This is a genomic window from Ruania halotolerans, from assembly GCF_021049285.1.
In the GTDB taxonomy this organism is placed as follows: domain Bacteria; phylum Actinomycetota; class Actinomycetes; order Actinomycetales; family Beutenbergiaceae; genus Ruania; species Ruania halotolerans.
This window is the reverse complement of record NZ_CP088017.1, coordinates 3,771,261-3,784,362: the sequence shown is the minus strand read 5'-3', so window position 1 is coordinate 3,784,362 and position 13,102 is coordinate 3,771,261. Positions and strand designations below refer to the sequence as shown.

The window sequence follows — 13,102 nt, the reverse complement described above, 5'->3', positions numbered from 1 at the left end:
GGCACTGGGCCGGACTCCTTGGCGGCTTCTACCAGACTTGCGCGCCATCGCGACCGAACTGCTGGCCAGGTACCGCAACGCTAACTGAGGCTCTGAACGGCGTCGCGGACCCCGCCGCCCGCGGCCAGGGCGCGGCGGCTCGCCCCCGGGCTCGCTCCGGAGAGCATCGCCGTCAGCGCGACCGGGAGCTCGCCCTCGCAGGCGGCGAGAACCTCTCCGCACTCCTCGCTCGGGCGAGACGTGGCCATGGTCAGGATCCGTACGGCCCGTTCGTCCAGCTTGGAGTTGGTGGCCACCATCTGCACCATGAGGTTGGACCAGGTGCGCCCGCGCGCATCATCAGCGCTGTGGAGAAGGGTTGATCGTACCTTCGTGGGTAGTGCCGGCCCACGGCGCCGCGGACCTAGGCGGCCCTACCGGAGGCGGTCACGCCGATCGCCACGTCGTTGGAGGTGAGGGTCTCGGCGTCCTCCGCCCCCGGCAGCTTCGGCGTCCTCCCGGGCGATCGAGGAGTCCAGCAGGGCTTCTGGGGCCACCGGGGAAATGAGCGGCGAACAAGTCGTCCACGCCGAAGGTGAGCCGGATCCTAGGTGTCGATGTCGATAGTGCCTGGGTGGCGGTCCTCGGTGGAGTCGGGCCTCACTTCTCCGCTCCCGTTGCCAGCCCGCTGATCAGCAGCCGCTGGGCGAGAACGAACAGCAGCACCACCGGGATCGTCACCACGATCGACCCGGCGAGCAGGATCGTCACCGGAGTGTCGAACTCGGTCAGCTGGGCGATACCCAGCGGTGCGGTCCACAGGTCGCGCGCTTGAACGAGGAACAGCAGGGCGTACAGATACTCGTTCCAGGCGATCATGAAGATGTACATCGCCGTGGCTGCGATCCCGGGGAGGGCGATCGGCAGCACGATCCGCCAGATCACACCCAGCAGGGAGCACCCGTCGATCATGGCGGCATCCTCGATGCTGGCGGGTAGCGCGATGAAGTAGTTGCGCAGCATATACAGCGACACCGGCACGGTCAGGGCCACATAGACGATCACCAGCCCGACCAGGCTCGAGGTGAGTCCGGCACGGCTGAGTAGCACGAACAGCGGCACCGCCAGCACGATGCCGGGGAACATGTAGACGGCCACGATGATCGTGTTGCCCACGCTGCGTCCGGAGAAGCGGATCCTGGCGGTGGCGTATGCGCCCAGGATGCTGGCGAGGACCGAGGCGAGCACCGTCCCGGCGGCCAGGATCAGGGAGTTGAGCAGGAACCCGCCGAGACCGTAGCCGCCGTCTGCGGTCGATCGCATGGCCTGCACGTAGGCGTCAAAGCTGATCTCGTCCGGGCTGGGCACGATGCTGAGCGGGTCGTTCAGCGCGGCGGCGAAGGGCCGCAGGGACAGCAGCAGGCCGTACAGCACTGGCCCGCACGTGAGCACCATGGCGATGATGATGATCGTGGCCCGTAGCGCCCGGATGGAGGTTGGCTCTCGTACCGCGCTCACAGCGCCTCCTTCCGCCGGTTGGTCAACGCCCACGCGATCCCGAACACGGCCAGGATCGCCGTCATGCACAGGCCGTATGCCGCCGCGCTGCCGACGTCGGCGCGCACCGTGAGCTGCTTGAACACCTGCACGGCCATCACCTCGGTGCCGCCGGCGCCCTGGGTGAGCAGGTAGATGTCGTTGAAGTTCTGGAACGACCAGATGAACCGGAGTAGGACGAGCACCATCACCACGGTCCGCAGTTGTGGCAGCACGATGTGGGTGAGCCGCTGGCGGGCATTGGCGCCGTCGATGGCAGCAGCGTCCTCCAGCTCCGCTGGGACGTTCTGCAAGCGGGCCGTCACGAACAAGAACGTGAACGGAGCCGACTTCCAGATCTCGAACAGGATCACCATCGTCAGGGCCACCGGGATCGACAGGCTGCCGAGCTCCGCCGACCTCGTGGTGAGGAACGCGATCGGTGCTTCCCAGCCGAGTACGGAGGTTCCGAACGCATTGACGATCCCGTACTGGGGGTTGAGCATGGTGCGCCAGATCGTGGCCGCGGCGATCACCGGGAGCACGTACGGCACGAGGAAGAGCGCCCTGACCACGTGCTGGCCGCGAAATGGCTTGCGCATTGCCAGTGCCACGGTGACGCCGCCGACGATCACACCGATGGTGGTGAAAACCGCATAGGCCGCGGTGGTCCCGAGCGCACTCCAGAACCGTCCGGACTGCAGGGCGCCGGACATGTTCGCCAGCGACCAGTCGATCGTGCCCAGGCTCATCTGAGAAACGTCGATCAGCCGGAACTCTGCGAACGCGAACACCACCACGGCGCAGAACGGGATGAGAATGACCAGGGTGATGGTCAGGTAGGACGGTGCTGAGAGCAGATATCCATGGAGGTTGGCGCGTTGGCCCCGGCTGAGCCGGGACCCCCGCGCCACCCTCGTCGAACGGGCGTCAGACATCTCCTAGCCGAGCTCGTCCTGCAGCGACTGGACCGCGGCGGCCATATCTGCCACCACCTGCTCAGGATCGGTACCGGAGTAAAGCGCCTCCAACTGCTCCGCGAGAGTGTTCTGCGCGAACGCCTCCCCGGCGAGCACTGCATCCTCGGTCCCGAAACCCCAGCGGGAGACGGCGTTCATGCCGTCGCCGAGGGAGGTCACCAGCTCATCGCCGTACAGATCGGCGACCGACTGGTCTGATCCACCCATCGGCAGGGTGCCCCATGCGTCCAGGTACTCGGTCGGGTTGTCGGCATTGCCTGGTCGCAGCGGGATCCGCCCTTCGGGAGCAGTGCCGAGCATGGCGCTGTAGCCATCGCTGAGCATGTACTCCACGAACTCACTCGCGCCCTCGGCGTTCGCACCTTCGGGGATCACATAGTTCAGGGTCGTGCCGTACTGAGCGGGGTTGCTCTCGTCCAGCACGGTGATGAACCCGGTGTTCTCCATCAGGAAGTCCTCGTTGTCGGCGCACTCGTCGCAAGTGAGCGGGTTGTCCGCATCGAGGCCGGCGAGCTCGTCCAGGATGTGCGTGGAGAACAGCAGGAACGCGGCATCGCCGTTGAGGTACGCCGAGCGCGCGCTGAGCACGTCGAACGGCCCGGCAGCGCTGGAGTCGGCGAGGGTGGCGAAGTTCCCGGCTGCCTGGACGCACTCCGGGGAGTCGAAGGTGACTGTTCCGTCCTGCACCAGCTCACACCCGGTCTGCTGGAAGGTGGACTCGATCGCCTCGGTGGCTGACGGCGTGCCCGCCTGGGTGCCCATCGCCATTCCGGTGATCCCGACGTCGGCTCGGATGGTCTGGGCTGCGCTGGCGAGCTCGTCGAGGGATGTGGGTACCGCGATACCCGCCTCCTCAAGCAGGTCCGCACGATAGGCGATCAGGTGGACCCAGCCGTCGGCCGGGATCGCTTGATAGCTGTCGTCGATGGTGATGAAATCGAGCGCTTGCTGGTTGAACGTGTCCGCGCCGAGACTCTCGATCGCCGAGGTGGCGGCAGCGGAGTCGACCAGCCCTTGGGACTGCCAGGCGCTCAGATCAGGGGCGTGCAGCACCACATCGGGGACATCACCGGACGCTGCCCCGGTAATCAGTGCCTGGTCCTGGTCGGCGCCCGCCATGGCCACGACCTCCACCTCGATGCCCGTCTCGGCGGTGAACTCCGCGGCGATCTCCTGCTGCGCGGCCATCCGGTCCGGCTGCACGTGCGGTGTCCAGAACGTGAGGGGACCGTCCGCAGCGGCACCGCCATCGGTGCCGTTGCCGCCGTCACCACCTGAACAGGCGGCCAGTGCCAGACAGGACGCCAGCGCTGCCGCCGCCGTTCCGGTGAGTCGTCCTTCTCTTCTCATGGTGTTGCTCCTTTGCATCGCGTCGGTCGGTTGTCTAGGAGGCGCGGGCGAGGTGCTGCAGGCTCGGCGGAGGTATGTCGTGGGCTTCACGGATGGAGGCCACCAGCAACTCCGTCAACTCGTGGCGAATCTGCGCGTAGGCAGGGTCGTGATAGCAGGAGCGCAGCTCCAGCGGGTCGGGCTCGAGGTCGAAGAGTTCCCACTCCGGGTGGCGCGGCTCATCGATCGCGCCGGTGACGCCGAGGGCCTCGCCGTAGTAATGGATGAGTGCGTAGCGTTCAGTGCGCACGCCCACATGGGCGCCCACACCGGCCTTGAGGTGTTCCCAGTAGCGGTAGTAGACGTGCGTGCGCCAGGGGGTGCGTTCGCCACGGCAGAGCGGCCGCAGGCTGCGTCCCTGCATCCGATCCGGCGCTTCGATCCCGGCGAAGTCGAGGAACGTCTGCGCCAGATCGAGGTTGAGGGCGAAGTCGGTGCTGACCGTCCCGGGTGGGATCTCGGCCGGGTAGCGCATGAGGAGTGGGATACGCATCGATTCGCTGTACATGAAGCGCTTGTCGAACCACCCGTGGTCGCCGAGGAAGAAGCCCTGGTCGCTGGCGTAGGTGACCAGGGTGTTGCTGGTCTGTTCGGTGGCGTCCAGGTAGTCCAGGAGGCGGCCCGTGGTGCGGTCGATCCCGGCGACGCAGCGCAGGTAGTCGCGCAGGTAGCGCTGGTAGAACCAGGAGGTGCGCTGTTGGGTCGTGTCAAACGTCGGGATCGTGGTCTTCACGTCCAGTTCGTCCAGGTCGCGGCCTACCCGGATCGCGGCCTCGCCGGCCGCATCAGCCCGTGCTCCGTAGTCGTCGAAGAGAGTCGGCGGTTCAGGGAAGGTGACGCCTGAGTAGAGGTGCTGCTCGTGCGGACCCGGGAACCAGCGCCGGTGCGGGGCCTTGTGCCACAGCAGTAGTAGCCAGGGTTGTGTGCCGTCCTGCTGATCCAGCCAATCGAGGGCGAGGTCGGTGAGGACGTCGGTCACATACCCGGGGTGCTGGGTGCGTCCGGTTGGGCTGATCAGCTCGGGATCGTCGTACTCGCCCTGGCCGTCCAGGATCTGCCACTCGTCGAAACCGTCGGGGTCGTGCCCGGCGCCGTGACCCAGGTGCCACTTGCCGAACAGTGCCGTGCGATATCCGGCCGCCTGCATCAGTGCGGGGAAGGTTGGCTGGGTCGAGTCGAAGGTCGTGGTCAGCGTCATCATCCCGTTGCGGTGACTGTGGGTTCCGGTCAGGATCGACGCCCGGCTCGGGGCGCAGAGCGCATTGGTGCAGCCGGCGCGGTCAAACCTGACGCCCTCGGTGGCGATGCGGTCCAAGGAGGGCGTCTCGTTCACTTGGCTGCCGTAGCAGCTCATCGCATGCGCGGCGTGGTCGTCGCTCAGGATGAGGACGATGTTCGGTCGGCGACTATCAGGCACCGTGCGCACCTCCGGGAGACAGGATGATGCAGCGAGAGTAGATGGCGAGGTCGTCGAGTGTCGCGATCGATCCTGAAGATGAAAGATGTCGATACTAAGGTGTTGAAAATTGAGAGATAGCGATGCGATGCGCCGCGCTGTGGCGACTCTGGTCCGGTCTCGATCGACAGTTGACGGCTGGATCGAAGTCCGTCAATATTGAAGTATGTCGATGCAGTCTCCGGTCGCTCAGCCGGCCCGCCTCTCCGCCCTCGACCGTGGCCTCCCGCTCTGGATCGGGCTCGCGATGGTCGCCGGATTGGTTCTCGGTCGCTTCGTCCCCGCGCTGAGCGATCTGCTCGTCCGGCTCGAGATCGGCGGGATCTCCCTGCCGATCGCGCTCGGCCTGCTGGTGATGATGTACCCGGTGCTGGCGAAGGTCCGATACGACAAGGTCAGCGCTGTCGCTGGCGACCGTAAGCTCCTGCTCGCCTCGCTCGCGCTGAACTGGCTGCTCGGCCCGCTGCTGATGTTCGCCCTGGCCTGGATTTTCCTCGCCGACCTGCCCGAGTACCGCACCGGTCTGATCATCGTGGGCCTGGCCCGGTGCATCGCCATGGTGGTCATCTGGAACGACCTCGCCTGCGGGGACCGGGAAGCGGCTGCCGTGCTCGTCGCCCTCAACTCCGTCTTCCAGGTGCTCGCCTTCAGCCTGCTCGGTTACTTCTACCTCGCCGTGCTGCCCGACTGGCTCGGACTCGAGGGTGCTGCACTGGACGTCTCCATGGGGAAGATCGCGATCAACGTCCTCGTCTTCCTCGGGATACCGCTCCTGGCGGGCTTCGGTTCCCGCCTCATCGGTGAACGCGCCCGCGGACGTGACTGGTACGAGGAGCGCTTCGTCCCCCGCATCGGTCCCTGGGCCCTCTACGGTCTGCTGTTCACCATCGCGGGCTTGTTCGCGCTCCAGGGTGAGGCGGTCACCTCCAATCCCTGGGACGTCGTCCGCATCGCCCTGCCGCTGCTCGTCTACTTCGCGCTCATGTGGGGCCTGGGCATCGTGACCGGCAAGGCTCTCGGCCTGGGCTACGAACGCTCTGCCACGCTCGCATTCACCGCGGCCGGCAACAACTTCGAGCTCGCGATCGCTGTGGCGATCGGCACCTTCGGAGCCACCTCCGGGCAGGCGCTCGCCGGCGTCGTCGGCCCGCTCATCGAGGTCCCCGTGCTCGTGGGCCTCGTCTACGTCTCCCTGTGGGTCGGCCGCCGCTGGTGGGGCCATGATCCACGCAGCTCTCGTAGCTCACAGGGCGACACCGCTGTCACCGCTGAGACCCCCACCTCCCACGAGGAGATCCGCTCATGACCACCTCCGAACTCCAGCCCCTGTCCACCGATCCCGACTGCGCCCCCGCCCTCGAGGCGCGCGCCATCGACCGCTCCGTCGCCGACCAGGTGGGAGCCGCGCTCAAGGCGCTCTCCGACCCGCTCCGGCTGCGGATGCTCTCCTTCATCTCCGCCGCTCCCGCAGGTCAGGCGTGCGTGTGTGATCTCACCGCACTGACCGACCTGTCGCAGCCGACGGTTTCCCACCACCTCAAGGTGCTCCGCGAGGTCGGCGTGCTCACCAGCGAGCGCCGCGGCACCTGGGTCTGGTACTCCATCACCCCGGGCTACCGCAGCGCCGTCACGGCCTTGCTGGATTCTTTCGCCCCGACGGCTCTCGCCGCGACCACCGATGCCCCGCATATGACCGGGCTCTCCGACGTCGATATCGCGCTCGAACGTCTGGCCGAGGCTCTGTCCGGGCGATTCGCCGAGGTGGACGATTCGCTGGTGCGTGCCATCGTGCGCGAGTCCTACACCGGCCTGGCCCGCACGGCCACGATCAGCGCCCACCTCGTACCACTGACCGAACGGTTCGCTCGCCAGCGCCTGAGCGACCTCACCCGGGACCGGGCCGCCACACCCCCGCAGGTGCTCTTCGTCTGCGTGGCGAACGCCGGTCGCTCTCAGCTTGCCGCCGCCCTCGTGCATCACTACGCCGGAGATCGGGTGACCGTACGTTCGGCCGGGTCTACTCCGGCGTCGGAGATCCACACCGGCGTACGGGGAGCACTCACGGCGCTGGCGGCCCCGCCCGCCTTCCCCAAGCCGCTCACTGACGACGCCGTCCGCGCCGCCGATGTGGTGGTCACCATGGGTTGTGGGGACGTCTGCCCAGTGATCCCCGGGGTGAGCTACGAGGACTGGCAGGTGGGCGATCCCGCCCTGGCCTCGCCCGAGGGTGTGGCCGCCATCCAAGCCGAGATCGACCGCCACGTGCGCGAGTTGCTGGCGGATCTGGTGCCCGATCTGCAGATTCCCGACGGCGGCCCTTCCGCCTCCGAGTCCACTCACCGTGAGGAGAACAACCGATGACCCATGACGCCAAGCCCAGCGTGCTCTTCGTCTGCGTGCACAACGCCGGCCGGTCCCAGATGGCCGCCGGATTCCTCCGGGCGCTCGGCGGCGACGCCGTCGAGGTCCGCTCCGCCGGGTCGATGCCGGCCGAGCAGATCAACCCCACGGCCGTGGCCGCCATGGCCGAACTCGGTATCGACATCGCCGCCGAACAGCCGAAGGTTCTCTCCACCGAAGCCGTGCAGGCCTCGGACGTGGTGATCACCATGGGCTGCGGAGACGCCTGCCCGATCTTCCCGGGCAAGCGGTACGAAGACTGGGCACTGGCCGACCCGGCCGGGCAAGGGATCGAGGCGGTCCGCCCGATCCGGGACGAGATCCGCGGTCGGATCACGGTGCTCCTGGGTGAACTCGAGGTGCCGGTGCGGGAGCTGACGGCCTGAACCCTTCCGCACACACTGTGAGCAGTGGTGTACCTCGGCAGCACGGGTGAGGATGGTGAGACCCGTCGAGAGGTAGTGCCCGCATGAGCGAAGCACGACTGTCACGTCGCCGAGTAGCGGTCGCGCTCACGGTGGCTTGCGGCAGCGTGCTGCTGTGGTGGTCTCTCGCCTTGAGACCTGGCGACCCGTTGTTCTATCTCGGCTCGCTCCTTCTCGCGGGGGTGTGGCTGGGAGGCTCGCTCGCCTCCGGGCCGTTGCGTTGGCGCCCAGAACATCCCGACGGTGGCCGACGCCTCTCGTTATGGCGTCCAGTCGCGATCGGCTTGGCACTGCTCGCCGTCTTCTGCGTAGGGGCCCTCGTCGTCGCGCGGGTCCCTACGCTCACTGAACCGGTGCAGGACCTGCTCGACCACGCACGATACGGGGCCCTGCCGGTCGTGCTCGCGACCACCGTCGTGAGCGGATTCGCGGAGGAGTTGTTTTTCCGCGGTGCGCTGTTCCACGCCGTCGGCTCCCAGTACGCGGTCCCCGTCTCGACGATGCTCTACACACTAAGCACGGTCGGTTCCGGAGTGCCGCTGCTGATCTTCGCCGCAGCCGTTCTCGGGCTGGTCTGCGCGCTGTACCGGCGCGCCACGGGCGGCGTGCTCGGCGCCGCCGTGATCCACATCATCTGGTCCAGCGGGATGCTCCTGCTGCTGCCGCCGCTGCTGGAAAGGTTGGCCTAGCCATGTCTCATCGCATCCTCGTCACCGGAGCCACCGGCAATATCGGGGGGTTGCTCGTCCCGCGACTGCTTCACGCCGGCCACACCGTCCGCGTGCTCACCCGGTCCGCCGATCGCCTGCCCCGTGCCTGGCGGTCTCAGGTGGACGTGGTCGAGGGAGACGCCACCACGGCGAGCGACCTGCACAAGGCGCTGGACGCCGTCGATGTGGCCTACTACCTGCTGCATTCGATGGACGGCAAGGGCAATCTCGCCGCCCGGGACCGGGAGATGGCGGGTGGGTTCGCCGAGGCGGCCCGCGAGGCCGGGTTGAAACGGATCGTGTACCTGTCCGGGTTGCATCCCTCCGGTGAGCTGTCCACCCACCTATCCTCCCGGGTGGAGGTGGGGCAGGTTCTGCTCGACTCTGGTGTTCCGACGGCGGTGCTGCAGGCGGCGACCGTGCTCGGGGCGGGGTCGGCAAGCTTCGAGATGCTGCGCTATCTGACCAGTCGGCTACCGGTGATGGTGGCCCCGCGGTGGGTGGAGAACAAGATTCAGCCCATCGGGATCGACGATGTGCTGCACTATCTCGAGGCGGCAGCGGACCTGCCGGCCGACGTCAACCGGACGTTCGACGTCGGCGGTCCCGAGGTGCTCACCTACCTCGAGATGATGGAGGGTTTCGCCGAGGTGGCGGGCCTCCGACGCCGCCTGGTGCAGGCGGTCCCGGTGCTCAGCCCGCAGTTGGCAAGCCACTGGATCGCTCTGGTCACACCCGTGGATGCCGCCGTGGCGAAACCATTGGTGCGCTCACTGGTGCACGAGGTGATCTGCTCGGAGAACGATCTGGTGGACCTGGTGGGGCCGCCGCCAGGAGGTCGCACGCCCTACCGCAAGGCGGTCGCGCGTGCTTTGGAAGACGCACCGCCTGATCCGGGCGATGCGGTCCGGATCTGGGCGCGCACGTTCGGGGCTGTCGCGGCCTGCGCAGCGCTCGGCACTGTGCTGACGAACCCGCGGTCTCGCTGGTACCGGCGACTGTCCACCCCCGATTGGCAACCTCCCGGGTGGGCCTTCCCACTCGTGTGGACGGCGCTGTATGGCACTCTTGCCACCACGAGCGCCGCTGCACAGGTGAGCTTCACCGCGAACGGGCATCACCGGCTCGCACGCGAGTACGAACAGGCTCTCTGGGTGAACCTCGCACTGAATGCTGGGTGGAGTGGCCTGTTCTTCACGGCCAAGAAGCCCACACTCGCGCTGCTGGACGCCGCGCTGCTGACGGCGTCTTCAGCGGGTCTGGCGCGCCGCGCGTCGCGGGCGGGTCGCCGCTACGGCATCGCACTCGCGCCGTACTCGCTCTGGTGCGCCTTCGCGACGGCGCTGACGGGGTCGATGTGGAGGCGGAATCACTGATCTGCGCGTGCAGATCGGCCGCGCCTAGGAGTACTCCGGCGGCAGCTGGCCGGAGTACCACCCGAGCTCGTTGTCTCGTACGAACGTGGAGAGGGTCTGCTCGCGGCTCAGCGGCCACGGGTGGAACGATTCCAGCAGATCCATGTAGGCCGCGCAGGTCCGAGGGCCCGGGTTCGCCAGCAGATCGATGGTCGCCTCGGCGTAGCCCGTCGGCACCAATTCCAAGCCGGCGAGCATTCCCTCCAGGTACTTGTGCCCCTTGAAGAGCGTGCGGTTCAGCGCGAGTAGCGCCCGCCCGCCGGCGGTCACGGTGTGCACCGCTGCATGGTGCAGCAGATGGGTGTTCTCCAACTGCACCGCCTGCTTGAGGAAGTAGCCGCTGTGCAGTCGAGCCTGCGCGATGAAGGAGGCCATGCGCTCGTTCCACCGGTCTGCCGGCACGACCGGGATGGCCGCCACCAGCTCGCCGAGACCGTGCAGGCGGGACCACACCACGCGGGCGCCGAGCATCGAGTGACGCATCGGATCGTCCGCGCTCTCGGCCGCCTGGCGCAAGAAATCTGCGCTGGCCACCTTGATGTCCACGTAACCGCCCTCATAGGTGGCGACCTCACTGAGGACGTAGCTGAGCCGGTTCTGCGCCCATGCTCGAGCGAATGCCTCCTCAGTCAGCACGAGCTGGACGTCCACGTCCGAGTCCGGGCGTTCAGTCCCGTGGGCCACCGATCCGGTGAGCACCACGCCCTCGACGTCAGGGTCGTGGCGGACGCGCTCGACGAAGGCTGCGAGGGTTTCCTGGTGATGCTGCATGGTGAAAACCTATTGCGCGCGAGCATGCCGGTCGACGTAACGTTCAGGCATGTCCACCCCTGAGGCATCCACCGTGGGGCTGCCGGTCACGCCGTCAGTCCCTGAATCACAGATCTGAGCCATTGAGCTGAGCCGCAGCGCCCGCTGAGGTGCACGCGGTCCAGGGCTGGCCGCGGTGACGAGACGACCCTTGTTCGCTCTCTCCCACCTCGGAGTTCTTCGATGCCTCGTCCGCTGTACCTCCTTGCCCTGGCGATCTTCGCTATGGGGACCTCAGAGTTCATGCTCGCCGGCCTCATCCAGGACATCGCCACCGACCTCAACGTGCCGGTGGGTGCCACCGGCCTGCTCACCTCAGCCTTCGCCGTCGGGATGGTGGTGGGCGCACCCGTGACGGCGGCGCTCGCCCGCCGCTGGCCGAGCCGCGGGGCACTGCTCGGGTTCCTGCTGTTCTTTGCCGCCGTGCACGTGCTCGGTGCCCTGACCCCCAGCTTCCGCGTCTTGCTCGCCACCCGGGTGCTGGCAGCCCTGGCCAACGCCGGCTTTCTTGCCGTGGCTCTGCGCACTGCGACCACCCTGGTACCGCCCGAACGGACCGGGCGAGCGGTGGCAGTGCTCCTGTCCGGTGTCACCGTGGCCACGGTGGCCGGCGTGCCCGGTGGCGCGCTGCTCGGTGCGATGCTGGGTTGGCGCGCGACCTTCTGGGCGATCGCGATGCTCTGTCTGCCGGCCGTGGCCGGCATCGTGCTCGGCCTGAGGCGAGATGACGGCGCTCCGAGTGCAGGGGGGCGGGTGTCGTTGCGGGTGGAGATCGCCCAGCTGCACCGGCCCGCTCTCATGAAGGTCATGGTGCTAGGAGCGGTGGTCAACGCCGCCACGTTCGCCACTTTCACATTCCTCGCACCGATCGTGACCGACGTCGCGGGGCTGGCCGGCCCGTGGGTCTCAGTGGCACTGATGTGCTTCGGGGTCGGCTCGTTCGTGGGTGTCACGGCCGCGGGCCGGTTCTCCGATCTCCGCTCCAGTGCGTTGATCGGACTGGGAACGCCGCTGTTGCTGATCGGCTGGGTGGCGATGGCCACGATGGCGGATGCACCGGTGGCGCTGCTCACCCTGGCGCTGGTCCAGGGGATGCTGTCCTTCGCCGTGGGCAGCACGTTCATCACCCGCGTGCTCCATGAAGCCGCCGGTGCCCCCACGATGGGCGGCTCATACGCCACGGCAGCACTCAATCTCGGCGCTGGAACGGGCCCTGCCCTGGCGGCGGTCGTGCTCGGAATCGGAGGCGGCGCACTCGGCCCGATCTGGGTGAGTGCGGCGCTGGTAGCCCTCGTGGGAGCCAGCCTCCTACTGGGTCGCTCGGCCTGGTACCGCAACCGCTGAGGATCGATCTGAACCCAGTTCTCGTGTTCGAACCCCCGCCGGGTCAGGTTCATACACGAAAACTGGGTTCAGACGCGGTTCTCTTCGATCGCGCCGACATACCTCGTGACGATCGCCTCGACGTCCGCTGCTGAGACCTGGCCGGTCATCAACAGCGACCCCAGCCCGTGGCAGAGGGCCATCGTCTCCACGGCGAGCTGGCGGGCTTGTGCCTCATCCAATCCCGGTTCCGCGGCCCGGCAGACCTCGGTGAGATGGTCGGCGAGAGATCCGAGGTGAGCGTCATAAGCACCGTGTGGCGTGTCGGCAGAGGTCACCGCGAGCAACTCCAGGGACACGCCGACGCGATGAAATGACCGGCTCATCTCGTCAGTGGGCAGAGCCTCCTCGAAGAACGCCCGGATCTCAGCGGCGAGCGAGCCGGCGGTGGCGCTGGAGTCTCGGCGCGCCTGCCATCGGCTGGCGCTCCTCGTGGCGAGCCGTTCCAGTGCGGCCGTGAGGAGCTCATCCTTGCTCTTGCCGTAGTACTGGACCAGGCGGAGCGAGACTCCGGCCTCGGCCGCGACCTCACGCATGGTCACGGCGGCGATCCCGCCCCGGCCCAGGAGTCGTTCGACTGCGTCCAGGATCGTGGTGCGGCGTTCCTCGTTCGACATGG

The 13,102-nt window shown here is 67.5% G+C and carries 13 protein-coding genes; 6 read left to right on the top strand and 7 right to left on the bottom strand.

The window, feature by feature from the left end; translation table 11 throughout:
- Window positions 1-80: 80 nt before the first annotated feature.
- From LQF10_RS17150 to LQF10_RS17130, 5 genes are all read right to left on the bottom strand, one after another.
- Window positions 81-308, bottom strand: coding sequence for an N-acetylmuramic acid 6-phosphate etherase family protein (locus LQF10_RS17150; RefSeq protein ID WP_231065024.1), 228 nt, complete (start codon window positions 306-308; stop codon window positions 81-83).
- A 331-nt stretch (window positions 309-639) separates the two neighbouring features.
- Window positions 640-1,497 carry a carbohydrate ABC transporter permease gene (locus tag LQF10_RS17145; protein ID WP_231065023.1) on the bottom strand — a complete coding sequence of 286 codons (858 nt, stop codon included), beginning with the start codon at window positions 1,495-1,497 and terminating at the stop codon, window positions 640-642.
- On the bottom strand, window positions 1,494-2,453 hold the full coding sequence (locus LQF10_RS17140) for a carbohydrate ABC transporter permease (RefSeq protein ID WP_231065022.1): 960 nt from the start codon (window positions 2,451-2,453) through the stop codon (window positions 1,494-1,496). Before LQF10_RS17140 ends, LQF10_RS17145 begins: the two co-directional genes overlap by 4 nt.
- Window positions 2,454-2,456: 3 nt before the next feature.
- Window positions 2,457-3,845, bottom strand: a complete 1,389-nt coding sequence (locus LQF10_RS17135) for an ABC transporter substrate-binding protein (protein ID WP_231065021.1) — start codon at window positions 3,843-3,845, stop codon at window positions 2,457-2,459.
- A 34-nt stretch (window positions 3,846-3,879) separates the two neighbouring features.
- On the bottom strand, window positions 3,880-5,301 hold the full coding sequence (locus tag LQF10_RS17130; RefSeq protein WP_231065020.1) for a sulfatase family protein: 1,422 nt from the start codon (window positions 5,299-5,301) through the stop codon (window positions 3,880-3,882).
- Between the two features lie 205 nt (window positions 5,302-5,506).
- Here LQF10_RS17130 and arsB point away from each other — a divergent pair, with 205 nt between their 5' ends.
- The 5 genes from arsB (at window position 5,507) to LQF10_RS17105 (ending at window position 10,251) form a co-directional block, all read left to right on the top strand.
- The gene (gene arsB, locus LQF10_RS17125; protein ID WP_435531412.1) at window positions 5,507-6,646 is read left to right on the top strand and encodes an ACR3 family arsenite efflux transporter; all 1,140 of its coding nucleotides are present in this window, start codon (window positions 5,507-5,509) and stop codon (window positions 6,644-6,646) included.
- Window positions 6,643-7,701, top strand: a complete 1,059-nt coding sequence (locus tag LQF10_RS17120; RefSeq protein WP_231065019.1) for a metalloregulator ArsR/SmtB family transcription factor — start codon at window positions 6,643-6,645, stop codon at window positions 7,699-7,701. The genes arsB and LQF10_RS17120 overlap by 4 nt, the downstream gene beginning before the upstream one ends.
- Window positions 7,698-8,126 carry an arsenate reductase ArsC gene (locus LQF10_RS17115; RefSeq protein WP_231065018.1) on the top strand — a complete coding sequence of 143 codons (429 nt, stop codon included), beginning with the start codon at window positions 7,698-7,700 and terminating at the stop codon, window positions 8,124-8,126. The genes LQF10_RS17120 and LQF10_RS17115 overlap by 4 nt, the downstream gene beginning before the upstream one ends.
- 83 nt (window positions 8,127-8,209) lie before the next feature.
- A complete protein-coding gene (locus LQF10_RS17110) occupies window positions 8,210-8,854 on the top strand; it encodes a CPBP family intramembrane glutamic endopeptidase (RefSeq protein ID WP_231065017.1) in 645 nt (214 codons plus the stop codon).
- Between the two features lie 2 nt (window positions 8,855-8,856).
- Window positions 8,857-10,251 carry a tryptophan-rich sensory protein gene (locus LQF10_RS17105; RefSeq protein ID WP_231065016.1) on the top strand — a complete coding sequence of 465 codons (1,395 nt, stop codon included), beginning with the start codon at window positions 8,857-8,859 and terminating at the stop codon, window positions 10,249-10,251.
- A gap of 24 nt (window positions 10,252-10,275) precedes the next feature.
- Here LQF10_RS17105 and LQF10_RS17100 read toward each other — a convergent pair whose 3' ends face one another.
- Window positions 10,276-11,061 carry a nucleotidyltransferase domain-containing protein gene (locus LQF10_RS17100; RefSeq protein ID WP_231065015.1) on the bottom strand — a complete coding sequence of 262 codons (786 nt, stop codon included), beginning with the start codon at window positions 11,059-11,061 and terminating at the stop codon, window positions 10,276-10,278.
- A 222-nt stretch (window positions 11,062-11,283) separates the two neighbouring features.
- Between LQF10_RS17100 and LQF10_RS17095 the strand changes: the two genes are divergently transcribed.
- Window positions 11,284-12,444 carry a Cmx/CmrA family chloramphenicol efflux MFS transporter gene (locus LQF10_RS17095; protein WP_231065014.1) on the top strand — a complete coding sequence of 387 codons (1,161 nt, stop codon included), beginning with the start codon at window positions 11,284-11,286 and terminating at the stop codon, window positions 12,442-12,444.
- Between the two features lie 68 nt (window positions 12,445-12,512).
- Here the strand turns inward: LQF10_RS17095 and LQF10_RS17090 are convergent, their stop codons facing one another.
- Window positions 12,513-13,100 (bottom strand): TetR/AcrR family transcriptional regulator, encoded by a 588-nt coding sequence (locus tag LQF10_RS17090; protein WP_231065013.1) that lies wholly within the window; start codon window positions 13,098-13,100, stop codon window positions 12,513-12,515.
- Window positions 13,101-13,102: the final 2 nt, after the last annotated feature.